The organism is Acinetobacter sp. UNC436CL71CviS28 (assembly GCF_000620525.1).
Taxonomy (GTDB): domain Bacteria; phylum Pseudomonadota; class Gammaproteobacteria; order Pseudomonadales; family Moraxellaceae; genus Acinetobacter; species Acinetobacter radioresistens.
The window spans coordinates 85,223-107,521 of record NZ_JIBB01000001.1 but is presented as its reverse complement, the minus strand read 5'-3'; the positions used below and the strand labels follow the sequence as shown (position 1 = coordinate 107,521).

At 42.9% G+C, this 22,299-nt stretch carries 23 protein-coding genes; 11 read left to right on the top strand and 12 right to left on the bottom strand.

Features of this window, described 5'->3' with window-relative positions; translation table 11 throughout:
- Window positions 1-19 precede the first annotated feature (19 nt).
- Window positions 20-796, top strand: coding sequence for a sulfite exporter TauE/SafE family protein (locus tag N518_RS0100610; protein WP_017400868.1), 777 nt, complete (start codon window positions 20-22; stop codon window positions 794-796).
- A gap of 192 nt (window positions 797-988) precedes the next feature.
- Entirely contained in the window at window positions 989-1,444 is a 456-nt protein-coding gene (locus N518_RS0100605) for a hemerythrin domain-containing protein (RefSeq protein ID WP_005018199.1), read from the top strand.
- Window positions 1,445-1,491: 47 nt separating this feature from the next.
- On the opposite strand, the gene N518_RS0100600 is transcribed toward N518_RS0100605, so the two are convergent.
- From N518_RS0100600 to serA, 3 genes are all read right to left on the bottom strand, one after another.
- Window positions 1,492-2,373 (bottom strand): EamA family transporter, encoded by an 882-nt coding sequence (locus N518_RS0100600; protein WP_026056639.1) that lies wholly within the window; start codon window positions 2,371-2,373, stop codon window positions 1,492-1,494.
- A gap of 95 nt (window positions 2,374-2,468) precedes the next feature.
- On the bottom strand, window positions 2,469-3,374 hold the full coding sequence (locus N518_RS0100590) for an EamA family transporter (protein ID WP_017400871.1): 906 nt from the start codon (window positions 3,372-3,374) through the stop codon (window positions 2,469-2,471).
- Window positions 3,375-3,482: 108 nt separating this feature from the next.
- Window positions 3,483-4,715 carry a phosphoglycerate dehydrogenase gene (gene serA, locus N518_RS0100585; RefSeq protein ID WP_017400872.1) on the bottom strand — a complete coding sequence of 411 codons (1,233 nt, stop codon included), beginning with the start codon at window positions 4,713-4,715 and terminating at the stop codon, window positions 3,483-3,485.
- 400 nt (window positions 4,716-5,115) lie between these two features.
- Between serA and N518_RS0100580 the strand changes: the two genes are divergently transcribed.
- The 3 genes from N518_RS0100580 (at window position 5,116) to N518_RS0100570 (ending at window position 8,607) form a co-directional block, all read left to right on the top strand.
- Window positions 5,116-6,525, top strand: a complete 1,410-nt coding sequence (locus N518_RS0100580) for an FAD-binding oxidoreductase (protein ID WP_017400873.1) — start codon at window positions 5,116-5,118, stop codon at window positions 6,523-6,525.
- 78 nt (window positions 6,526-6,603) lie between these two features.
- The gene (locus N518_RS0100575; protein ID WP_005024332.1) at window positions 6,604-6,969 is read left to right on the top strand and encodes a hypothetical protein; all 366 of its coding nucleotides are present in this window, start codon (window positions 6,604-6,606) and stop codon (window positions 6,967-6,969) included.
- 408 nt (window positions 6,970-7,377) lie between these two features.
- Window positions 7,378-8,607 carry an MFS transporter gene (locus tag N518_RS0100570; protein WP_005024335.1) on the top strand — a complete coding sequence of 410 codons (1,230 nt, stop codon included), beginning with the start codon at window positions 7,378-7,380 and terminating at the stop codon, window positions 8,605-8,607.
- Between the two features lie 74 nt (window positions 8,608-8,681).
- On the opposite strand, the gene sodC is transcribed toward N518_RS0100570, so the two are convergent.
- From sodC to N518_RS0100555, 3 genes are all read right to left on the bottom strand, one after another.
- On the bottom strand, window positions 8,682-9,230 hold the full coding sequence (gene sodC / locus N518_RS0100565) for a superoxide dismutase family protein (protein ID WP_005024337.1): 549 nt from the start codon (window positions 9,228-9,230) through the stop codon (window positions 8,682-8,684).
- Window positions 9,231-9,339: 109 nt separating this feature from the next.
- Window positions 9,340-10,458, bottom strand: a complete 1,119-nt coding sequence (locus N518_RS0100560) for an AI-2E family transporter (RefSeq protein ID WP_005024339.1) — start codon at window positions 10,456-10,458, stop codon at window positions 9,340-9,342.
- Between the two features lie 127 nt (window positions 10,459-10,585).
- Entirely contained in the window at window positions 10,586-11,230 is a 645-nt protein-coding gene (locus N518_RS0100555; protein WP_005024342.1) for a ParA family protein, read from the bottom strand.
- 123 nt (window positions 11,231-11,353) lie between these two features.
- Here N518_RS0100555 and N518_RS0100550 point away from each other — a divergent pair, with 123 nt between their 5' ends.
- Both N518_RS0100550 and N518_RS0100545 read left to right on the top strand, forming a co-directional pair.
- Window positions 11,354-11,824 carry a Holliday junction resolvase-like protein gene (locus N518_RS0100550; RefSeq protein WP_005024343.1) on the top strand — a complete coding sequence of 157 codons (471 nt, stop codon included), beginning with the start codon at window positions 11,354-11,356 and terminating at the stop codon, window positions 11,822-11,824.
- 143 nt (window positions 11,825-11,967) lie between these two features.
- Complete coding sequence (locus N518_RS0100545) at window positions 11,968-12,528, top strand: hypothetical protein (protein WP_005018223.1); 561 nt, start codon at window positions 11,968-11,970, stop codon at window positions 12,526-12,528.
- A gap of 142 nt (window positions 12,529-12,670) precedes the next feature.
- Here the strand turns inward: N518_RS0100545 and N518_RS0100540 are convergent, their stop codons facing one another.
- Entirely contained in the window at window positions 12,671-13,252 is a 582-nt protein-coding gene (locus tag N518_RS0100540; protein WP_005024347.1) for a hypothetical protein, read from the bottom strand.
- Between the two features lie 34 nt (window positions 13,253-13,286).
- Window positions 13,287-14,069 (bottom strand): class I SAM-dependent methyltransferase, encoded by a 783-nt coding sequence (locus N518_RS0100535; RefSeq protein ID WP_005024349.1) that lies wholly within the window; start codon window positions 14,067-14,069, stop codon window positions 13,287-13,289.
- A gap of 125 nt (window positions 14,070-14,194) precedes the next feature.
- On the opposite strand from N518_RS0100535, the gene N518_RS0100530 reads away from it, so the two are divergent.
- From N518_RS0100530 to N518_RS0100520, 3 genes are all read left to right on the top strand, one after another.
- Complete coding sequence (locus N518_RS0100530; RefSeq protein WP_005024351.1) at window positions 14,195-15,463, top strand: hypothetical protein; 1,269 nt, start codon at window positions 14,195-14,197, stop codon at window positions 15,461-15,463.
- 201 nt (window positions 15,464-15,664) lie between these two features.
- Window positions 15,665-15,883, top strand: coding sequence for a hypothetical protein (locus tag N518_RS0100525; protein WP_005024353.1), 219 nt, complete (start codon window positions 15,665-15,667; stop codon window positions 15,881-15,883).
- Window positions 15,884-15,979: 96 nt separating this feature from the next.
- Window positions 15,980-16,933 (top strand): 2-hydroxyacid dehydrogenase, encoded by a 954-nt coding sequence (locus tag N518_RS0100520; RefSeq protein WP_017400879.1) that lies wholly within the window; start codon window positions 15,980-15,982, stop codon window positions 16,931-16,933.
- Between the two features lie 146 nt (window positions 16,934-17,079).
- Here the strand turns inward: N518_RS0100520 and N518_RS0100515 are convergent, their stop codons facing one another.
- Together N518_RS0100515 and N518_RS0100510 are read right to left on the bottom strand one after the other, a co-directional pair.
- Entirely contained in the window at window positions 17,080-17,565 is a 486-nt protein-coding gene (locus tag N518_RS0100515; RefSeq protein ID WP_005024357.1) for a hypothetical protein, read from the bottom strand.
- 218 nt (window positions 17,566-17,783) lie between these two features.
- Window positions 17,784-18,173 carry a hypothetical protein gene (locus N518_RS0100510; RefSeq protein WP_005024359.1) on the bottom strand — a complete coding sequence of 130 codons (390 nt, stop codon included), beginning with the start codon at window positions 18,171-18,173 and terminating at the stop codon, window positions 17,784-17,786.
- 197 nt (window positions 18,174-18,370) lie between these two features.
- Between N518_RS0100510 and N518_RS0100505 the strand changes: the two genes are divergently transcribed.
- Window positions 18,371-19,174, top strand: a complete 804-nt coding sequence (locus tag N518_RS0100505; RefSeq protein WP_005407241.1) for a DUF5677 domain-containing protein — start codon at window positions 18,371-18,373, stop codon at window positions 19,172-19,174.
- A 25-nt stretch (window positions 19,175-19,199) separates the two neighbouring features.
- Here the strand turns inward: N518_RS0100505 and glyS are convergent, their stop codons facing one another.
- Window positions 19,200-21,269 (bottom strand): glycine--tRNA ligase subunit beta, encoded by a 2,070-nt coding sequence (gene glyS, locus N518_RS0100500; protein ID WP_017400881.1) that lies wholly within the window; start codon window positions 21,267-21,269, stop codon window positions 19,200-19,202.
- Window positions 21,269-22,258 (bottom strand): glycine--tRNA ligase subunit alpha, encoded by a 990-nt coding sequence (glyQ, locus tag N518_RS0100495; protein WP_005018241.1) that lies wholly within the window; start codon window positions 22,256-22,258, stop codon window positions 21,269-21,271. The genes glyS and glyQ overlap by 1 nt, the downstream gene beginning before the upstream one ends.
- Window positions 22,259-22,299 lie beyond the last annotated feature (41 nt).

The window sequence follows — 22,299 nt, the reverse complement described above, 5'->3', positions numbered from 1 at the left end:
ATCAAGGATAGATCTGGATATGGATATCGAAATTATTATCGGTCTGGTTTTTTTTGCGTTTTGTGCAGGCCTGATTGATGCTGCTGTTGGAGGCGGTGGCCTGATCCAGATTCCAGCACTGATGGGAACTTTCCCGCATTTGCCCCCAGCAACAATTTTCGGTACTAACAAGCTGGCGTCAATCGCAGGTACTGCTTCAGCTGCATTTTCCTACGCCAGACGGGTGCGTTTTGTCTGGAAGTTACTGGTGGTCATTGCCGGCTGCGCATTTGTCAGCAGTTTTATCGGGGCTGCCTGTGTATCGATGATTCCAGTTTCTGTATTACGTCCGCTGGTACTGCTTATGCTGATCATCATGGCGGTATATACTTTCATGAAAAAGCAGTTCGGCCAGGTGCATACTGAACGTCCGGTTAACTCCAGTTTCTTGTTAATAGCGGCACTCGGCAGTATTTTAATCGGATTCTATGATGGTATTTTTGGCCCTGGAACAGGTAGCTTCTTTATCTTCTTCTTCATCCGGTTTTTAAGCGTTGATTTTTTACATGCTTCTGCACTGTCTAAAATTGGTAATTTAATGACCAATCTGGCAGCTTTAAGTTTTTTTATTCCAACTGGTCATGTTCTGTTTGGTATTGGTTTAGGTATGGCACTGGCCAATATTTTCGGGTCTTTAATGGGGGTCCGGCTGGCTTTAAAGTATGGAAGTGGCCTTATCCGGATTTTATTTTTAATTCTGGTGAGTATCCTGATTATACGCCTGACCTATCAGATGGTAACAGCAGGCTTCATGTAAAATAAAAAAGCACAGCGAATACAAGCTGATACAAAAACACGGTTTTTTAAAGACAAAGTCAAGCCTGCAAAAAAGCTAATATAAACAAACATTAAAGATAAGACTTTAATAAAATTATATCCAACTGGAAATATTTTGTACGGGTTGCATCATCACCTTAGCCAATGAATATTTTAGAGAAAGGGGAGCAGTATGAATATATTTGAAGCATTGCGCGAGAGTCATGAACGCCAGCGCGATCTTGCTGACCAGCTTTTAAAAACCCATGGAGACTCTCCAGAGCGCCGTAGTGTATTTCAAGCACTTAAAAACGAGCTGTTCGCTCATGAAGTGGCTGAAGACCGCTTTTTTTATATTCCCTTAATGATGACTGATTCCGGTCTGGGTATTACTCGCCATGCTTTGGCTGAACATCATGAAATGGATGAAATGGTTGAAGAGCTCACCGAGCTGGATATGAGTAATACAGGCTGGCTGGCACTGGCAAAAAAACTGACTGAGACGGTTCATCACCATCTGACTGAAGAAGAACACCGTTTTTTTCAGCAGGCTGGCAAAATTCTGGATGAGCAGCAAAAAACTGTATTGGCCAAACAATATCTGAACGAATATGAACACTATAAGGAAATCAGTAAAACCATGCTGTAGTATCAGAAAAAGATGGCAAGAGCCATCTTTTTTGGTTTATTGGGCTTTTAGAAATCGGTGACCGGTTGGCGTGAGCGTTTGCTGGTTCCTACCGTTACACCAACTGAGGCAAGCATAATGCAGCCAAGCGCGACCCACTGCCAGGTATTAATCTGTTCTTTTAACAGGACCATGCCAGCCAGCGCAGCCAGTGCAGGCGAGAGACTGGAGAGGGTACCATAGCTAAGTTTACTCAGGCTTTTCAGTGCCAGCAGATCCAGTGCATAAGGTATAGCGGTAGCCAATAAGGCAACCATAAGTACTTTACCCCAATGCTGGGTTTGCACTAGTGCAGGAGCATCCTGATATAATCCGATAGGCAAGAGTGCCAGTGCTGAGATAATAATGGCAATCGTCAATGCATGCATTCCAATATTTTGCTGTACTACTTTTTGACCAAAATAAATATAAATTGCCCAGCAGAAGCCGGCCCCCAGTGCACAGGCAGCTCCAAATACTGAAAAATTCTCGGCATTGGCACTGCCCCAAGGCACCATCAGTACAATTCCAATAATAGCCAGTAATACCCAGATGTAGTCGCTACGGTATTTGACCGACAATAAAGCCAAGCCTAGCGGGCCTGCAAACTCCAGCCCAACTGCAATACCTTGAGGAAGTTTATCTAGTGACAGATAAAACAGAATATTCATCAGGCCAAGTGATGCGCTATAGCAGAGCAGATCACGCCACCGTAAATAAGGCAATCTTGAAATGATACGCCAGGAACGAAACATGAGAGTTACGAGTACAGCGGCAAAACACAGCCTTAAAATAGTTACAGTCAGCGGATCCAGAACTGAAAAAAGCTGTTTGGCAAAGGATGCACTGATCTGATAGGAAATCATGGATAAAACCATGAATAGCACAGCAAGCAAAGATGAGTTTGACATAGGCGCGCGTGATCAGAGCATTTACCCAGATCGTAAAGAAAGAGATAGCGTCTATTATAACCAAAGCCCGGATAAATAGAGCTGGGAAAAAATACCTAGTTTGAAGAGGCCGAGGAATTTTTAGCTTGGGCGCGCAGGCGCGCGCGTTGAGTTGTTACTGTACAGCCAATTGAAGCAGCAATAATAGTTACTAATGCGAGCCACTGGCTCCAGAGCAGCTGTTCATCCAGAAATAAAAAACCTGAAAATGCAGCAATCGCAGGTTCCAGACTCATTAAAGTACCAAAGCTAAGTGCAGTCAGATTACGTAGTGCAATCATTTCTAGAGAAAAAGGCAAGGCACTGGCCAGTATGGCAAGGACAATAAAAGAACCTATATGAGGTAATTCAAATGCGCTAAGAGTAGCGGGTGTAAACAATAAAGCGGCTGGAAGCAAACAGCATGTACCGACCATCATGCCTAGGCAGACAGTATGATTCCCTGAAATACCCGAAGGTTTTTGCCCTGCAATAATATAGACAGCCCAACAGGCGCCGGCTCCTAATGCATAAGCTACACCTAACAGATCAAGTGACTGCTGCGTTTCATCTAAGGGTAGAAGTAACAAAAGGCCTAATACCGCAAGGCCGATCCAGATAAAATCATAGCGCTGACGGGCAAAAAACAGAGCTACACTCAAAGGGCCAATAAACTCAAAAGCGACTGCAATTCCTAATGGTAACCGGGCTATAGATAAATAAAACAGCAAGTTCATGCCAGCTAGTGCCAGTCCATAACTCAAGATGGCTTTCCAGCGGATATTCCTGAGATTAATTTTCCAGATTTGAAACACTGCAGCGAGAATGAGTGCACTAAACATTAAACGCAGTGCTGCCACAGTAATGACCGGAAACTCACTGATCAGTACTTTGGCAAATGATCCGCTACCCTGTACTGAAAGCATCGCCAGTATAAGAAGCAACAGAGCTTGTAAATGCGGTGCCTGTTTTATATTAAGCATGAAAAAAAGACTGGAGTAATCAAAAGGATAATATCAGGTTCACTATAGGACTGGCACAAAGAAAAAGCCACAACCTCACGGTTGTGGCTTTGTCAGTATTTGTACGGATCAGAACAGTACACGAACGCGGATTGTGCCTTCTACTTGATGCAGAGTATCGAGTGCTTCTTGAGATGCGGAAGCATCTACATCCATCACCAGATAACCTACGTCACCTTTAGTCATTAATGACTGGCCCGAGATATTAATATTATGCTCGGCAAACAAAGTATTGATTTTTGACAGTACGCCAGGCACGTTTTTGTGAATGTGTAGCAGACGGTGTTTGCCTTCGGTCAGCGGTAAGGCAATTTCCGGGAAATTAACTGCAGAAAGTGTCATACCTTTATCAGAATAGGCCACAAATTTTTCAGCTACTTCCAAACCGATATTTGCCTGTGCTTCCATGGTAGAGCCACCAACATGTGGTGTCAGGATCACATTATCAAGACCACGCAGTGGAGAGACGAACTCTTCCCCATTTGCTTTTGGCTCTTTCGGGAATACGTCCACAGCAGCGCCAGCAATATGGCCAGATTTAATAGCATCGGCCAGATCTTCAATCACCACACAGGTGCCGCGTGCTGCATTTAAAAAGATTGAACCCGGCTTCATTTTTGCAAACTGTTCTTTTGTAAAGAAATTACGGGTAGATGGAACATCTGGTACATGTAGAGACACTACATCAGCAGTTGCAAGCAACTCATCTAAAGAGCCTATCTGACGGGCATTACCCATAGGCAGTTTAGTTACTACATCATAATAAATAACTTGCATGCCCAGGCTTTCAGCCAAGACAGACAGCTGTGAACCAATTGAGCCGTAACCCACAATACCTAAAGTTTTGCCACGTGTTTCAAATGAACCGTTGGCAGATTTATTCCAGCCACCACGATGACAGGAAGTAGATTTCTCAGGCACACCACGAAGTAGCAGAATGGTTTCTGCCAGTACCAGCTCTGCTACAGAACGGGTATTTGAATAAGGTGCATTAAATACCGGAATACCACGTTCCATTGCTGCTTTTAGGTCAACCTGGTTGGTACCGATACAAAAACAGCCAACCGCGATAAGCTTGTTGGCTGCTTCGAAAATCTCTTCGGTCAACTGCGTGCGAGAACGTATACCGATGAAGTGGGCATCTCTGATCGCTTCCTTGAGCGCTTCGCCTTCAAGCGCAGTCTTGCGATAGTCAATGTTGGTATAACCTGCAGCATTTAAAGTGTCGATCGCGTTTTGGTGAACGCCTTCTAGCAACAAGAAACGAATTTTATCTTTAGGAAGTGAAAGGTGTTGGCTCATTACCGCTCCGCTACAAAGGCCAAATTTAGTGGCAGTATGATAACATATTGGTCGCCCTATAGACATTTGCTTTATGACTGCCTCAGTGGATATTTTCCTGCTTTATGGTCGCTAGGCTGGTTTTATAAAACGCCAGCATGCCAAACATAACCTGAAAACCTGCTGTACTTATATAAATGGTGTTGTGACAGTATATTTTTAGCATGCTTTATCCCGGCCTGACTTAGGGGTAAAATGTAAGCGCTTTTAATACCGGAATGAAAAAATTTCACGGTTTTTTCATCTTGTCCAAAGCAGTGCTTCTATTTCATGATCAGATTGTTGTTCTTTAAATTTTATTGAAAATGAAGCTTCTATAGTGCCGCACTTCTAATCTATTTCTTGCTAGGTCCGCAAAACGATGAATGCTCCAGTTACTTTAGCACCTGAATTATTGACCCAACTTTCTGCAATTGTTGGGGAAAACCGTATTAAAACCGATGCTGCCAGTCTGGATGCCTGGGGCAGGGACTATACCAAGCATTTTGAACCTAACCCGTCAGTCATCGTTTTTCCATCCAGTACAGAGCAGGTTCAGCAAGTCGTCAAGCTGGCCAATCAGTTTAATATTGCGATTACCCCTTCAGGGGGGCGTACCGGGCTCTCTGCTGGAGCAGTAGCAGCCAATGGTGAAATCGTGGTGAGCTTGGATAAAATGAACCAGGTACTGGAATTTTTTCCGGCAGACCGGATGGTACGGGTACAGGCGGGTATTGTAACCGAGCAGTTGCAGTCTTATGCAGAAGAACAGGGGATGTACTATCCGGTTGATTTTGCTTCTTCAGGTTCATCTCAAATTGGCGGCAATATCGGTACCAATGCAGGCGGTATTAAGGTTATTAAATATGGCATGACTCGTAACTGGGTGTTGGGCCTGACTGTAGTAACTGGTAAAGGTGATATTTTACGCCTGAACAAAGGTATGATTAAAAATGCAACCGGGTATGCCTTGCAACATCTGTTTATTGGTGGAGAAGGTACATTGGGGCTGGTAACTGAAGCTGAAATCAAGCTGGAACGTCAGCCACAAGACTTACAGGTCATGGTACTGGGTGTGCCAGATTTTGATGCGATCATGCCTATTCTGCATGCGTTCCAGAGCAAGATCGATCTGACAGCATTTGAGTTCTTTGGTGAACTGGCAATGCAGAAAGTGCTAGCCCATGGTCGTGTACAGCGTCCATTTGAAAGCCAGTGCCCATTTTATGTTCTGCTTGAGTTTGAAGCACCTTATGAGCCAATCATGGATAAGGCAATGGAAATCTTTGAACATTGCATGGAGCACGGCTGGGTACTTGATGGTGTGATGAGTCAGACTCTGGACCAGGCACAAAATCTATGGCGTCTGCGTGAAGATATTTCCGAGTCAATTGCCCCATTTACTCCCTATAAAAATGATATTTCAGTATTGATCACGCATGTACCGGCGTTTATTAAGGAAATTGATGCAATTGTTCAGGCCAATTATCCAGATTTTGAAATCTGCTGGTTTGGGCATATTGGCGATGGCAATCTGCACCTGAATATTTTAAAACCTGAAAATCTGAGTAAAGACGAGTTCTTTGCTAAATGCCAAGTCGTTAACAAATATGTATTTGAGACCGTAAAAAAATATGATGGTTCAATTTCTGCCGAGCATGGGGTTGGAATGACCAAAAAGCCTTATCTCGACTATAGCCGTTCTGCTGAAGAGATTGAATATATGAAGGCCCTTAAAAAAGTATTTGATCCGAATGGTATTATGAATCCGGGCAAACTGTTTGATCTTTAAGACTACATAGCTTTAATAGTGTAAACAAAAAAAGCGTAGCACAATGGCTACGCTTTTTTTGCTGAAGGGGAACATGCAATGTTAAGAGTTTTTATTTTATCTTCGCTGTTACTGGGCGTGATGAGTGGCTGCGCTACAACCAGCAAGCTCATGAACTTTAAGTCTGATACACCTATACAGCAAGTTTTACAGGAGCGTCCCGAGCTGCTCAAAGATCTTGCTACAGTAGAAATACGCCAGTTTTTTAATAATATTGAGCGTCCGACAGCAGCTCAGGTAAAGGTTACTGAAACCGGCTTAAAAGATGATTCGGTCCGTTCAGTTCGCACTATTTATAGTTTCAAACATATTGAAAATAACTGGGAACTGGTAAATACCCAACGTTCATACCAATGCATGCGTGGTAAAAATACCAAGTCTTTTCAGGCTGCTCAGTGTCCCTGAAAATATATAACTGATCTATAGAGATAATTCGGCTAAAGGTGGATCCGCTCGATATAGCCTTATTTTCTGGAATGGGTGGATCACTGTAAAAAATATAATTATTTATTTTTCTTAAAAGAAGACTGCTACACATAAATTTTGCGGCTGTAAAATTCACAGTATTTAAGATTATTCTCTGTTAGACTATACTGACTTGACCAAGTGGGTGTACTTGGTGAAGTCATAAAATCTCACATCATTATTTTTATCTTGCTAGACACTTTGTGAATACAGTGTTCTAAGTCGCTGCTCTCAAGCGCATTTTCTAAAACTTAATTTTTAAATACTCAGTGCTTGTCATTGGGCTGACGTTTATCTCCCTAAAAATGATACTCAGCCTTACAAGCCGATAAAGATATGTAGATAACAATGCAAAATATTCAAACCACCACATTGAGCCGCGCTACGCTCATGTTCCCATTGGCTTTGGTCCTGTTCGAATTTTCAGTGTATATCGGCAATGATCTGGTCCAGCCGGCAATGCTTGCTATTACTAGAGACTTCGGAGTCAGCAGTAGCTGGGCACCTTCTTCAATGTCATTTTATCTATTGGGTGGCGCCTGTGTTGCATGGCTTTTAGGACCACTTTCAGACCGTCTTGGCCGCAAAAAAGTTCTGCTCTCTGGAGTATTATTCTTTGTAGTGTGCTGCCTGCTGATTTTATTGACGCAACGTATTGAAACTTTCCTGGCCCTGCGTTTTTTACAGGGCATTGGCCTGACGGTAATTACCGCAGTAGGCTATGCTGCCATTCAGGAAACTTTTGAAGAGCGTGACGCGATTAAGGTCATGGCACTCATGGCCAATATCTCCTTGCTGGCACCTTTGCTTGGCCCTATTTTGGGTGCTTTTTTAATTGACCATGTTTCTTGGCACTGGGGTTTTATCGGTATTGCCTTGCTGGCATTTTTAAGCTGGTTTGGTCTGAAAGCTAAAATGCCGGAGTATAAGCAGAGTATTCCTAAACAGCCGATCAGCTATATTCTTTATGATTTCAAAAAGGTTTATCAGGATAAGCATTTTTTAGGCTTAACATTCGCTTTACCGATGGTCAGCATGCCGCTGATGTTATGGATTGCACTCTCTCCAGTCATGCTGGTCGAAGAACTCGGACTCAGCAGTCTGCAATATGGCATGGCACAGTTTCCGGTACTTGGCGGTCTGATCCTGGGCAATATTGTACTGATTAAAGTGATCGACAAGCTGGCATTAGGAAAAACAGTACTTATAGGCCTGCCTATTATGCTATTCGGTACTTTTATCCTGCTTCTGGGCGTGATCTGGCCAGCATATTTTTTGTGGAGTCTGATCATTGGAATGACCTTGATCAGCTTTGGAGAGGGACTGAGCTTTTCTGTTCTTTACCGGTTTGCCCTGATGTCATCACAGGTTTCTAAGGGAACAGTTGCAGCCGCAGTATCAATGCTATTGATGTTCAGCTTCTTCATTATTATTGAGCTGGTTCGTATGCTTTACGAGCAGTTTCATTTATTGGGATACAGTCTGGCATGTCTTGTACTGATTGCGCTCTGGTTTACATTTCCACGGATGCTTTTAAATAAAGTAATGCAGCGGCGTCAGCAGCAGGATCTGAATTAAATACCCATTAAGTAGGCAATAAAAAATATGGACATCTGTTGAGATGTCCACATTTTTTTTATAGGAGCTATATTCTATTTAATTACACCACAGGCAATACGCTCACCACCACCACCAAGCGGTTTAGGGTGATCTGAATAGTTATCACCACCTGCATGTACCATGACCGAAAGTCCTTGGATCTGGCTCAAGGTCAGACGCGGTGCTAGCAAGGTCTGATTAGCTTTCCCGTTGGAATCTACCGTAACAGTGGGCAGGTCCCCCAGATGACCAGTGGTTGGAGTACCATGACCTGTACCTGTCGGGTTAAAATGTCCACCAGCAGCCTGGGCGGCAGTCATTTTTCCGTCTTTCATCGCTGGTTCGCATGAGCCACGTTCATGGATATGGAAGCCATGCTGACCTGAAGGCAGACTAGACAGATTGGTCATGACTATAAGCCCCTGCGGACTGTCATGAAAGGTAACTGTACCGATTTTACTACCCACACCTTCAGGTGAAACAGCATGTACAGTAACGGTCTGCTGTTTGGCTGAATTGTGATGATCCATGGTAGTACAACCTACCGATACCGCCGCAGTCAGTGCACAAAGCGCGCTAACTTTAAATAGGGAGGGAAACATACAGTGCATCCTGATTGTGACTATTGTGCAGTCCAATTCAAGCAAAGCACTATTCAATACACAATCAGCATTAAGTATGGTCTTGTATAAGTTTATTAACTTTAATCATTTATGGTGATTTCGGCGGCTCTTCATCATTTAAGATTTCATAGGCCAAAGAAGCATCCGGCACAGGTTCGGGTTCAGTGGTTTCATGCAGCCATTCACGCCAGATTGCCAGTATTACGGCTAAGATTACCGGACCAATGAATAGACCAACCAGGCCAAAACTGGCGACTCCACCTAGAACCCCAAACATGATAAGCAGGAAAGGGATTTGAGTCGCACCAGAGATTACCAGTGGTCGAATAACATTATCTGATGTACTGACAATACAGACACCCCATGCAAATACACCAATGGCTTCTACCGTCTGTCCCTGTGAAAATAGCCAGAGAGCAACCGAGCCATAGGCGACCGGGGTACCAAATGGAATTAATGCCAGTAAGAAAGTTGCAATAGTCAGGACCATTGGATTAGGCACCCCCGCTACTACATAACTTAAGCCAGCCAGGATTGCCTGAGCAATTGCAGTTAGACCCACACCATAAACTACGGCACGGGTAGTTTCTGAAATAGTGTCCATATAATGATGGATACGTGGCCCAATTACTTTTTCCATGGCTGTACTGACCTGTCTTAAAATAGTCTGTCCGTCACGGTAAAAAAAGAATAAGGACATGATCGCAAAACAGAGTTTAATAATATTTTTGCTAATTTCATTCAGGACGAAACGGCCATAACCTAAATGACCTTGGATCCAGGCAGCTACATTTTGGGTAATGGACTGCGGGTCAGTATTTAGCTCTTTTAAGGTCCGGGTAACTTCTTTACCAATGATAGGTAACTCGCGGATAAAATCAGGTACAGAAACATGACCGGAAAAAATCTGGCGTTGCAGCTCGTAATACAGGTTACGGCCTTCATGCTGCAAAATGAAAATAGCAAAGGTCAGGGGAATACCAATGACCAGAATAATCAGAACAATCATGACAGACGCACTGATACTTGAACGCTGCCCGCACATCCGCTGGATAGACAGATAAAGTGGCCAGGTCATATAGGCGATAATTGCTGCCCAAAGGACCGGTACAATAAAGTATTTGAGCACATGGAAGCCCAAAAATACCAATATAAAAAACAGTCCAAATAACAAAACCCGCTGTAGGGTTGGAGCATATTGTTGCACTGATTTCTCTGATCTTTGATAGCCGATTAATCATATTAACCGAAAATACTCACCGGGGAAATGAATGCCGGGTGTAGGTCCGTGAATAAATTACACGATATAAAAAGAACGGATAGCAGCTCAAAAATCAGAACCACTCGGTTGGATCTTCAATAATGCTATCCAGAACCGGTTGCCACTGAGCTTGTAAAACCAGCAGATTTTTCTGATATTTATCAAATATAGCCAACCCCTGCATGGCCTGTTTGGCATAAGCTGAACGTTCTGCAATCCAGGCTACAGGTTCCTGTCCAACTTTTTGAAAAAAGCTTTGCATATCCTGCTGATTACTTTTTGGTGACTTGATCCGGTTTGCCAGCAGCAGAATTTTTACCTTGCCTTTTTGTATCCGCCTGATCTCTTGGAGATGTTTTAAAAAACGCCGGGTACTGTCAATATCAAAAAAAGAAGGTTGAAGCGGAACAATAATATGCTGGCTTTCACGGATCAGCTGTTCAGCATGCTCTCCACGTAATGCACCGGGCGCATCAATAATTAAATAGTCCAGGTCTGCGGGAGCTTCACCGATCTGTTTTTCTTTTCGCCAGTCTAGAGCAATAATTGGCGTGGCTGTTTCAGGTCGTAGCTTTAGCCATTGTAAGGCTGACTTCTGGTAATCTGCATCTGCCAGCCCGACCCGATAACCTTTTTGGGAGAGTGCCGTGGCTAAAGTGATTGCTGCAATGGTTTTTCCACAGCCCCCTTTCTGGTTGGCAATCAATATTGTTTTCATTCACTTTAGTACAATGATCTATCTCTACCCTAGCTTAGCAGCTTTTTATGTGAGAAATGTGACACATGACAAAAGTTGTAAGACTCTATACATTACTATGCACATGAAATATGAGGAATATATATGTCAATCTGGATGGCCATGCTGATTGGTGCCTGCATCGGTGTGGTACTTGCCACTTTCATTTTGTCAAATACACGTAATGGACGAATCAAGGCAGAATATGAACAGTATATTGCCGAGCTAGAACGTGAACACCAGCAGGCACTGACTCATGCACAAAAGCGCAGTGTAAACACTAGCCGTGCAGTCCTCAAGGGCAAAATGGCCGAACAGCTGGCTCCAATCCTGCCTGAGTTCCAGTATTTGCCGAGCGATGCCAAATTTTTAGGGGACCCAGTGGATTATGTAGTATTTGATGGCTATACCGACTTTCGTGATGGCGAAGGCCGAGCAGATGAAATTGAAGTAGTGCTGATTGATATTAAAAGTGGAAATGCACGCTTAACCAAAGGCCAGCAGGCAATTGCTCAGGCAATCCGTGACGGGCGGGTACGTTTTGAGACCGTGCGTATTGATTTTGATGAAGTATAGCGCTTAGACCCGCGTTTAAATAAATAGAGTCAAGACAAAATCAAACCTAAACCATGCTGATTGTTACTAAAATTTGATACTATTTTCATATTTTCTTCTTCTAATATAGAGTTAAGAAACACGCTGATTACAGGGGGAAATTGATGTCAAAACGCTTAATATGTAGTGTATTACTGGGCTTATGGGTAGGACAGGCCAGTGCATCGACCTCTGCTGAATATAATATTGCTAAAGGATTGGCACCTGCTGTAAAAGATCAGTCTATTGCAGTACTTAAACCTTTCGCTGGTGATTTCCGTATATTAGGTTCAAAAATCTATACTCATGATGAACAAGCCAAATTTTCCCCCATTGATTATGCAGTCAGTTGGGGAATGTTTGCCGAGCCGGAAATTGCCCGGCGTATCAGTGTGAACCAATATGACCGTTTCCTGAACTGGAAAATAGACAAGCTTCCAGTACCACCGAAACAGGCCATGCAAATGGTATCAAATATGCATATTATTCCAGCCAATCCTAAAATTGCCCAAGAAATTAAGAAAGTGAAACGGGGTGATCTGGTCCGTTTACATGGCGAGTTGGTTGAAGTGAAGGATAAAGATTTGGTCTGGACCTCATCACTTACTCCAACTGATTTGGGAGAAGGGGCTTGTGAATTATTTCGAGTAAACTCGATTCAATGGATCGAGAAAGTCAGAAGTTAAATTTAAAGTTGTTACGAAATTAAATAAAGGAAGTTTAATCCAGGCAACATATACCCGACTTCAGAATAATGCAGTCGGATATATGTTTTCGGGTTTCAGAGGTATAATTACCAAGAATTATATATTTTAGCTCTGCCTTTTTTTACTGCTGTTTTGTAGGTTCAGAAAATGGTGGCTGTGATTGTTTGCTGGCAGTTTGCTGCTGGTTTTTCCAGTGCTTCAATTGCTCTTGCGCATGTAAATAATCGCCTAAGCCCTGTACCTGATTGTTATTACCTTTTTGTTCAGGTTGCTGTTCAAGTAATTTAGCCTGATTATCCCAGTATTCTGCATGTAATCCCTGAATATAGCGACCCTGCTCAGTTTTTAAGTCCAGTTCACGCAACATATTACGTGCTGACTGAATATGCTCGCGTTTGCGCTGCTGCTCAAATTCTTCAGTGAGCGAGCCTTCCTGACGCATTTTACCAAGTTCTTCCTCCAGTTCGTCACTCATGGCTAAAAAACGGCTTTCATAGTCTTCCAGTAGCTGAATATCGTGAGCATCATTCGGAGTAGCCGGAAATTGTTTAACTGGAGGCGTTTCCAGCTGTTTCATGACTTCTGCATCTTCCTGCTGTTGCTGCGAAAGATCACCAGTTTCCGGGTTTTCCTTTTGGCAGCCGCCCAGTAGCAGGCCTGAACAGAACATCAGAGGTAAAGCGAGACGGGCTGTTTTATTCATATGTACTCCCTCATTTTAAACATGATTTTTTCAGTTATTTATAACTGACTTTTTTAAAGCTATAAGCATAAGTTACATATGGAAATTCAATTTCATCATGAGGTTGCTTGTTAGTATAGTGCCGGACGGTTTCTTCAAACTGCTGTTTCAGGGCCTGCTGTTGAGACTCTGACATGGCTGCAATAAAGCTGGTCGACAGTAAACGTTTGGATACCACCTGTTCTACCGTACCTTTTTGTACTTGTGATAAAACCTTGACCTTTTCCAGCTGAAACAGAAACTGATTGTCAAAAACTTCTTTCCAGTGACCACTATGATAGCGTGGAGTAGTTCCTTCAAATGGTGCAATCAGCTCAGCCAAGGCACGCACCCATTCAATTTCAATATCACGCTGGTTCCAGACCAGTCCCAGATAACCTGCCGGTTTAAGCACCTCATAAATTTCATTCAGGCTCTGAATATCAGCAAACCAGTGAAAAGATTGTGCACAAAGTACGGCATCCTGACTCTCATTCCCTAAAGGTAAATGCTGTGCGGTGCCCGGTAATGCGACAACACCCGGATAACGTTTTTCCAGTTCTGCGAGCATTTCTGCAACAGGTTCAACCGCAGTAATATGAGAAGTTAAAGCTTGTAAATATGGTAAAAATTTGCCTGTACCTGTGCCCAGATCGACAACATACGACGATTGACTTAAATTCAGGTCATTCCTTAGCCAATCAATTACCTGTTTAGGATAGCTGGGCCGTACCTCCTGATAAAGTCGGGCAGCCTGACTAAAGCCTTTTTGTGCGGCAGGATGTATTGAATGTGTCATATTTTGCGCTTTTTAATTTGAGTGACCTCGATAAAATAAGATACTGAGCAAATTGGCTCAGGCAAAGGCCTTATTGTTTTCATTTTTATAGGAGAAGTGTAGGCGCTACGGTGCCTCATAGGCGAATGGATAAGCAGATAGTTTTTGAAGACGACGATATCCGGGTAATTTTTTTAAAAGGACATTCTCGTGAACTGGTTTTTTCCTTTGGTGATTTAATTACCAAAGCTAATGGTATGTCAATTAATGCCGAGAAATCTCTTTCTAAATATGACTACAACGTTATTGGGGTCATGCCCAAGCGGAAATCATGGTTTCCGGCAGCCAGTATGCAGGCCATGCTGGAACAGATACAGCCTATTTTAGCGCAGTTCGACTATGTAGTTGGATATGGGGGCTCAATGGGTGGTTATGCTGCGATAAAATATTCTCGCTTGCTTGGCATGAACCGGGTCATTGCTTTTGTTCCGCAATACTCCATTAATCCAGATGAAGTCAATGACCGCCGTTATAGCGAGTTCTTTGATGCTGACCTGAATGCCAACATGCGGATTGAACGCTCTGATATTGCCCCAGATAGTGAGTATATTCTGGTTTATGACCCGTATTTTGAAGCTGATCATGAGCATTATTCAAAAATTCAGCCCCTAATTCAGCAACTGTATACTATTCATTTACCGTTTACCGGCCATGATGCCTTGGCTGTACTGGCCAGCTCGACCCTGCTAAATGACTTTATCTCACATGAATGGGACCAGCAATATTTTTATAAACAGGTGCGTGAGGTTAAAAAGAACAGTAAATTCTATTACCGTAATGTTATTGCCAGGTTCCTGCCAAAACACAGCGCCAAACTTGGAAAAATCCTGAAAAATGGTGAATTCCAGCTCGACGGGCAATATCTGGATGCTCAATTAAAGCAGCTGATTACCCGAACCTTGCTGACCAACAAGCAGGTAAATGAGCAGGACCTGTTGAAGCTGGGTATTAAAGTCAACATGCCCCATGATCAGGAGCAGCGCAGCCTGTTGCAGGACTGCCATCAGGCCTATCTGGTATTTAATTTAATTACACAGAAGCTGGAAAGCTATAGTCAGGATGCAATTAGTCTCAATAACAAGTATCTGATCTCTCTACAGGCGAAAGAAACTGGTCTGCTCAGTGTTGATCTGAACAATGAGCGCTATATGGTGGTAATGAATGACCGCCGTATTATGCGGCTGGTAAAAGAGCAAGATGCACTTTCTCCAGACATGAGTCCGATTGTTCTAAAAAAATATCCGGATTTTTATGTACTCAGTTATAAAAACCTGAACCTGAGCTGTGATGAATATGGCAATTGCCATTTTTCTGTAGAACACGTTCAAAATACAGAGAAATTTGTGGTGATCTAAAGGCCAGCTTAATCTGTTAGCCGGGCTAAGCCTTCATGGTTTAGCCCGGCTTTTTTAGGTCTGTAAATAGCTGGAATTTAAATATGAAAGTTACCTGATCTTACAAACTTGCTTTATTCTGTATGTGGGCTATAGTCGGGATTCAGTAATAGGTTTTTTGTAAATACCTAAATTTAAAGAAAAAAGATAAGGAGTGTAGATGTGAATGTTTATCCATCTTTGCTGTTTAGCTTAATATTTTTATTCCCTGGCTTCGCTCATGCGGGTGCAGTACATACACCGCATCTGGTTTTTGGTCTGGGAGTCATGGTAGTGCTGACTTTCGCGCTGTATGTCTTAAAAGAGGCCTGGCAATTTTATAAAAGCCATCAGCACAAACCAGTGATTAAAAAACGCAAATTGCTGTCACCTGAAATTTAACACTAAAACTGTAGGCTAAGGATCATCTCTTGCACTGCTCTGGAATAAACATGGACGAGCTGTTTAAATAGAGTAGAGTCGCAGGAGATGAATCCAATGAAAGCCGTATTTCTAGACTTTAATTCACTGAACCAAAATGATCTGGAGATCAGCCATCTTCAACAGCAGTTTGACCAGCTGACTTTACATGAAGTTACTGCACCAGATGAAATTCTGGAGCGTGTACAGAATGCCGATGTCATTATTACCAATAAAGTCAGAGTAAATGCCGAACTGATTCGTCAGCTTCCCAAGTTAAAACTGATTCTGATTTCTGCTACCGGCACCAATAATGTAGATCTGAGCGCAGCCCGTGAGCATAACATCGTGGTCTGTAACTGTCAGGGCTATGGCACACCGGCTGTTGCCCAGCATACCTTATTGCTTATGCTGAGTCTGGCGACGTCTTTTTTAAAATATGACCATGCGGTGCGGACTGGTGTATGGAACAAGACCAAGCAGTTCTGTCTACTCGACTTCCCGATTGTTGAACTGGCTGGAAAGACTTTAGGAATTGTAGGGTATGGCGAACTTGGACAGGCTGTAGCCCGGCTGGCAGAGGCATTTGGCATGCAGGTCAAGATTGCCTCTTTACCGTGCCGTCCGGGGGGGACTGACCGGATTCCATTAAAGGAGCTGCTGCCGCAAGTTGATTTTCTGAGTCTGCATTGTCCTTTAACCGAACAGACCCAAAACCTGATTGGAGCAGCAGAGCTGCAACAGATGAAACCTACCGCCTTTCTCATTAACTGTGCACGTGGTGGACTGGTGAATGAGACAGCATTGGCCCAAGCCTTAAAAAATGGTGAAATCGCCGGAGCTGCCAGCGATGTACTCACCGTTGAGCCACCTAAACAGGGTAATATTTTACTGAATGAGGATATTCCAAATCTGATTATTACACCGCATTCTGCTTGGGGAAGTGTTCAGGCGCGACAGCGTATGCTAGAGCAGCTTGCTGAAAATACTGAAGCCTTTAAACGAGGCCAGCCTATCCGGCAGGTCAATTAGTAAAGAGTTTTAACCAGCCAGCCCATTCCAAAGCATGGGCGTTGCATAATCCTAATCTCTTAATATTTTGCTCAAATATTGTGTAAGCCTGTTAAGCATTTAAAGAAACGTGTTAGCTCAATATATTTATTTAACCCCACGCAAGTTTAAAGTTCTGTGATTGCATAGCTTGTAGCACCTGAATGGGGTTGTAAGGGCGCTGTAGTTTGGGTAGCTGTCGATGACTGGCTTAGAGGTTGCTGAATAATAGGCGCCGGTTGTTGCGGTGTACCACCCCATGCTTCTCGAGAGCTCTGGATTCTCTGGTTAGCTTGTTGAGCTGCCTGCTGTGTTCCCTGATCCACCTTTTGAATAGTATCTGAGGCAACAGATTTGGTGTTGTTCCAGGCGCGGTCGACATCTGGTTTAATTCTGGCGATACTTTTTTCAGTCACCTTTCCCACTTTCTCCGCAGTATTGATTACGCCTTCTTGTGCTTTATAGGCAAATACATGCAGCAGATTTGGGTTCTCACCATAAGGTGTGACCGGTTTAGTAATCTGTGAAGAGGTCTGAGTAGAATTCGCCTGGGCGAGGAGTGGTACAGCGCCCATAAGAGCGATGAGCAAAAGTATTGGAGTTTTAATATTCATTAAGAATCGACCTCGAATTTGTTAAAGAGCGGTCTGAATGTTTTAGTGTAGCGGATGATGTTTTAAAAACAATGAATATCCTGTGAAGAATCGCTAAAGAAGAATATTGCAGTATCTTATAATTATTTTAATTTAAAAAAGATATAGAGGGTTATACAGCGATTTATGCAGCAACTTCATAGAGGACGCCCTATCTTTTATAAAACAGGGCGAGTTTGCTAGTTACATTGATCTAGCGCTTCTTTGGCAAAATGATCGCGCAGGGTAACAAAGTTCTTTTGAACATTCGCATCATGCAGGTTAAATTTTTCTGCTTTGCTGGTGCCATCACGCTGGAATGTGGCCGAACCGGCATTCATTAATCCCATACCTTTAAATGACCACTGCTCCACAACACGGTTTTCACCAATATCACCTGTAAATTCAATCACGCATTTATCAAGGAATTTGGTCAGTTTTGCCTTATTGTTGGTAGTTGCAGGAACAACTTCAAGATTTTGTACTTCCTGTAAGACGCCAAGATCAAGCTGAGGAATTTTTGGGGCTGAGCTACAGGCTGTAACTGCGATACTCGCAAGACCCGCCAACATGAGTGTTTTAAATGTCATATGATTCTTTCTTGTAGAGTGTTGTTAGGTTGAGTATATGAAATATATAGGGATATGCCTATAGTATTTGTCTGGTTTAGCTTAAAAGCGAGTTTTTGAAATTTTATTATTTTCATCTTTGGAATTTTTCTGAAATATGAAAATGAGCACTTAAAGTATATTTCTTAATTATAGAAATTGGATAAAGAGCATAGCGAATGAATAATATCGATGAATTAAAATTTCATAAACAATTTAATACGTATGTAAAGTATACAAGTTTAGCAATCAAAATTTCAAAAAGTGTAGCTGGAAGATTCGTAGATTATAGAAAAGGATGGGCCTCTATCCTTTTTACAAAAATTTGTGTTATTTCGATCTCTTTAAAAAAATTAGCAGATTTGGATACTGGTAAGAAATATAATTCACATTGGGATTTTAATTCAGCATTTACTTTAGCTAGAAATTTAATGGAGTGCTATCAAACATTTTTTTATCTTTGTATTGATAAAATCTCAGAAGATGAAGCATTAGCTAGAAAAAATCTTTTTAATTATCATGATTTTATATCTAGAGAAAAATTATTTAAAGAAATTGGTAAAGAAGAACCGGATAAAGACTTAAAAGACCAATTGATTAAAGAATTAACTAGTACTAAATATTTTCAAAACTTAGAAGAGAAACAACAACGGCATTTTTTAAAGGGGGCTACTGCTTTTTTTCTCAGTCGAGAAGAAATTGAACACAAAATCGGAAATTCAAAATCAGCATTTAAAGTAAATTACCAACTATTATCTACTTATACCCATAGTTTTCCAATGGGGTTCTATAAAATGTTTGAACCAGACCGAGGAACTGGAGTAAAGACACCAATAGAGGAGATATATTCTGCATATGCTTTAGGTTTAGCTGAAGGATATTTGAAATTAGCTATTAATAATATGTTAGAAATTTTCCCTGATTTATATGATAAATTAAACAAGCAAGATAAAGATCTTCTCGAAATAAAAAACCCGCTCTAAAGCGGGTTTTTTAATAAATCACAACTTAGTGCTGCAACACCGAAATATCAGCAACTTTGGTAAACAAATCACGAAGCTGAGCCAGCATACGTAAACGGTTTGCTTTCAGGTCAGTATCATCTGCCATCACCATTACGCCGTCAAAGAACGCGTCCACTGGCACACGAAGAGCAGCAAGTGCAGACAACGCAGCAGTGTAGTCTTTAGCAGAAAATAATGGCTCAACCACAGGCGTAATTTTCGCAAGTTCAGCAAATAATGCTTTTTCAGCATCTTCAACCAGGTTCGCTTCAACCACTGAACCTTCAGGTGCAGCTTCTTTCGCCAGAATATTTGCAACACGCTTGTTTGCAGCAGCCAATGCAGCAGCTTCAGGCAGATTGCGGAAATGGTTAACGGCATTAACACGTTTGTCAAAGTCAAGCGGAGAAGCAGGTGACATCGCCTGGACTGCCTGAATGACATCTACCTGAACACCTTGGTCTTCATATTTGGCCCGGTAACGGCCTTCAAGGAAGGCAACTGCATCACTACGGGTTTTATTCGGATCAGTAATCAGCGCGCCATAGGCATGCAGGGCAGAGTTCACCAGTGCTTCAATCGTTACATCGAGATTATTTTCAATAATCAGACGCAAGATACCAATTGCCGAACGGCGAAGTGCAAACGGGTCCTTTGAACCTGTAGGAGCCTGCCCAATCCCAAAAATACCTACCAGCGTATCCAGACGGTCGGACAGTGCAATCGTAGTGCCTGTTTTGGTTTTTGGTAAAACATCACCTGCAAATTTTGGCAGATACTGCTCGCCAAGCGCTTCAGCGACTTCATCGTTTTCACCCTCAAGTCGGGCATAGTATGTCCCTGCAATCCCTTGAAGCTCAGGGAATTCACCTACCAGCTCGGAAGTCAGGTCGCATTTAGACAGCATGGCGGCTCTTTCAGCGTCAGCAACCTGTGCACCTGTAAACTTGGTCAGTTCCACAGCCAGCATTGCGATACGTACAGTCTTGTCCCATAAGGTGCCAAGCTGTGCCTGAAATACCATGTTAGCCAGTTTTTCTGAACGTGAAGCCAGCGGCTGTTTCTGATCCTGCAAAAAGAAGAACTCAGCATCTGAAAGACGTGGACGAACAACTTTTTCATTACCTTCAATAATCTGCTTCGGGTCTTTTGACTCAATATTCGATACGGTAATAAAATAAGGCTGAAGCTTGTGGTCGCTGTTGACCAGACAGAAGTATTTCTGGTTATCCTGCATGGTCGTGATCAGTGCTTCTTGTGGAACGGCAAGAAAACGCTCTTCAAAGCTGGCACGCAGAGCCACCGGCCATTCTACCAGTGCAGTTACTTCATCACGCAAGTCAGCCGGTACAATGGCAATTGCATTGACTTCATCAGCGAGAGCTTTTACCTGCTGGTCAATAATGGCTTGACGTTCTTCAAATGAAGCTACGACTTTAGCTGCACGCAGTGCATCCAGGTAGGCATCAGCATTTGCAAGTGTAATTGCGTCTGGTGCATGGAACCGGTGACCATAGGTTACATTAGCGGCTGTATGGTCCTGAATAGTAGCATCAATGACCTGATCATCTTTTAGTAATACTACCCATTTGACTGGCCGTACAAATTCAGTACGGCTGGCTGCTGAGCGCATACGTTTTGCCACAGGCAGATGATCTAAAGCAGTTTGCAGGATTTGTGGCAGTAATACATCCAGACTCTGACCTTTTACATCTTTTAAGTAGCAGACCTTTTCAACTTTACCTGCCTGGAATGTTGATACTTGATCAATACTGATACCCTGACCACGCATAAAGCCTTCTAAAGCTTTGGTTGGTTTGCCTTCAGCGTCATAAGCCGCTTGAACCGCAGGACCATCAAAACGCTTCTGTGTATCTGCTTGTGCACCATCGACATTCACAATTTTAAGGGCTAAACGACGTGGGGCAGCATAAGCTTCGATTGAATCAAAGGCTAGACCAGCATCTTTTAAACCTTTCACTGTTTCTGCCCGTAAGGCATCTCGTAGGGTCTTCAGGCTTTTTGGAGGAAGTTCTTCACAGCCAAGTTCAAATAAAACTGTATGTTTAGACATTATTTGTTCTCCGCTGATTTTTCTGCCTGAGCAGCATCATTTTCCGCTTGAGCTTTAAGCTGGGCCAAGACTTCATCACGCAGATGAGGCTCGGCCATCGGGAAGCCTAGTTTGGCACGGGCCTGTACATAACTCTGTGCAATGGCACGGGCCAGTGTACGTACACGCAAAATATAGCGCTGACGTTCAGTCACAGAAATCGCACCACGTGCATCAAGCAGGTTAAAGCTATGTGAAGCTTTGATCACCTGTTCGTATGCCGGCAGTGGAAGTTCTGCTTCCATTAAACGGCTGGCTTCAGTTTCGTAAAAATCAAACAGTTCAAATAGTTTTTCAACTGGCGCATATTCGAAGTTATAAGTGGACTGTTCTACTTCATTCTGGTGAAACACATCGCCGTAAGTGACCGTACCAAATTGGCCTTTAGTCCAGACCAGATCATAAACCGAGTCTACACCTTGCAGGTACATGGCCAGACGCTCAAGACCGTAAGTAATTTCACCTGTAACCGGATAGCACTCTACGCCACCAACTTGCTGGAAATAGGTAAACTGTGTCACTTCCATACCGTTCAGCCAGACTTCCCAGCCCAAGCCCCAAGCGCCAAGTGTTGGAGATTCCCAGTTGTCTTCTACAAAACGGATATCATGTGTTAGCGTATCAATACCAATAGCCTTTAATGAATCCAGATAAAGCTGCTGGATATTATCCGGATTAGGCTTCAGCACTACCTGGAATTGGTAATAATGCTGTAGACGGTTTGGATTCTCACCGTAACGTCCATCTTTAGGACGGCGTGATGGCTGGACATAAGCCGCATTCCAGGTTTCAGGGCCTAATGCACGCAGAAAAGTCGCAGTGTGGAAAGTACCTGCACCCATTTCCATGTCGTAAGGTTGTAATACGACGCAGCCTTGCTCGGCCCAGTAATTTTGTAAGGCAAGAATTAAGCCTTGAAATGTATCAATATGTGATATGGCGCGACTCATGTAGCATCCACTAGAATATGAGAAAAAATTGTCCCTAAGTA

What these genes read in the sequence shown, in the direction of transcription:
- N518_RS0100610 (WP_017400868.1), top strand. Translation starts at nt 20, where the DNA reads ATGGATATCGAAATTATTATCGGTCTGGTTTTTTTTGCGTTTTGTGCA.
- N518_RS0100605 (WP_005018199.1), top strand. Translation starts at nt 989, where the DNA reads ATGAATATATTTGAAGCATTGCGCGAGAGTCATGAACGCCAGCGCGAT.
- N518_RS0100600 (WP_026056639.1), bottom strand. Translation starts at nt 2,373, where the DNA reads ATGTCAAACTCATCTTTGCTTGCTGTGCTATTCATGGTTTTATCCATG.
- N518_RS0100590 (WP_017400871.1), bottom strand. Translation starts at nt 3,374, where the DNA reads ATGCTTAATATAAAACAGGCACCGCATTTACAAGCTCTGTTGCTTCTT.
- serA (WP_017400872.1), bottom strand. Translation starts at nt 4,715, where the DNA reads ATGAGCCAACACCTTTCACTTCCTAAAGATAAAATTCGTTTCTTGTTG.
- N518_RS0100580 (WP_017400873.1), top strand. Translation starts at nt 5,116, where the DNA reads ATGAATGCTCCAGTTACTTTAGCACCTGAATTATTGACCCAACTTTCT.
- N518_RS0100575 (WP_005024332.1), top strand. Translation starts at nt 6,604, where the DNA reads ATGTTAAGAGTTTTTATTTTATCTTCGCTGTTACTGGGCGTGATGAGT.
- N518_RS0100570 (WP_005024335.1), top strand. Translation starts at nt 7,378, where the DNA reads ATGCAAAATATTCAAACCACCACATTGAGCCGCGCTACGCTCATGTTC.
- sodC (WP_005024337.1), bottom strand. Translation starts at nt 9,230, where the DNA reads ATGTTTCCCTCCCTATTTAAAGTTAGCGCGCTTTGTGCACTGACTGCG.
- N518_RS0100555 (WP_005024342.1), bottom strand. Translation starts at nt 11,230, where the DNA reads ATGAAAACAATATTGATTGCCAACCAGAAAGGGGGCTGTGGAAAAACC.
- N518_RS0100550 (WP_005024343.1), top strand. Translation starts at nt 11,354, where the DNA reads ATGTCAATCTGGATGGCCATGCTGATTGGTGCCTGCATCGGTGTGGTA.
- N518_RS0100545 (WP_005018223.1), top strand. Translation starts at nt 11,968, where the DNA reads ATGTCAAAACGCTTAATATGTAGTGTATTACTGGGCTTATGGGTAGGA.
- N518_RS0100540 (WP_005024347.1), bottom strand. Translation starts at nt 13,252, where the DNA reads ATGAATAAAACAGCCCGTCTCGCTTTACCTCTGATGTTCTGTTCAGGC.
- N518_RS0100535 (WP_005024349.1), bottom strand. Translation starts at nt 14,069, where the DNA reads ATGACACATTCAATACATCCTGCCGCACAAAAAGGCTTTAGTCAGGCT.
- N518_RS0100530 (WP_005024351.1), top strand. Translation starts at nt 14,195, where the DNA reads ATGGATAAGCAGATAGTTTTTGAAGACGACGATATCCGGGTAATTTTT.
- N518_RS0100520 (WP_017400879.1), top strand. Translation starts at nt 15,980, where the DNA reads ATGAAAGCCGTATTTCTAGACTTTAATTCACTGAACCAAAATGATCTG.
- N518_RS0100515 (WP_005024357.1), bottom strand. Translation starts at nt 17,565, where the DNA reads ATGAATATTAAAACTCCAATACTTTTGCTCATCGCTCTTATGGGCGCT.
- N518_RS0100510 (WP_005024359.1), bottom strand. Translation starts at nt 18,173, where the DNA reads ATGACATTTAAAACACTCATGTTGGCGGGTCTTGCGAGTATCGCAGTT.
- N518_RS0100505 (WP_005407241.1), top strand. Translation starts at nt 18,371, where the DNA reads ATGAATAATATCGATGAATTAAAATTTCATAAACAATTTAATACGTAT.
- glyS (WP_017400881.1), bottom strand. Translation starts at nt 21,269, where the DNA reads ATGTCTAAACATACAGTTTTATTTGAACTTGGCTGTGAAGAACTTCCT.
- glyQ (WP_005018241.1), bottom strand. Translation starts at nt 22,258, where the DNA reads ATGAGTCGCGCCATATCACATATTGATACATTTCAAGGCTTAATTCTT.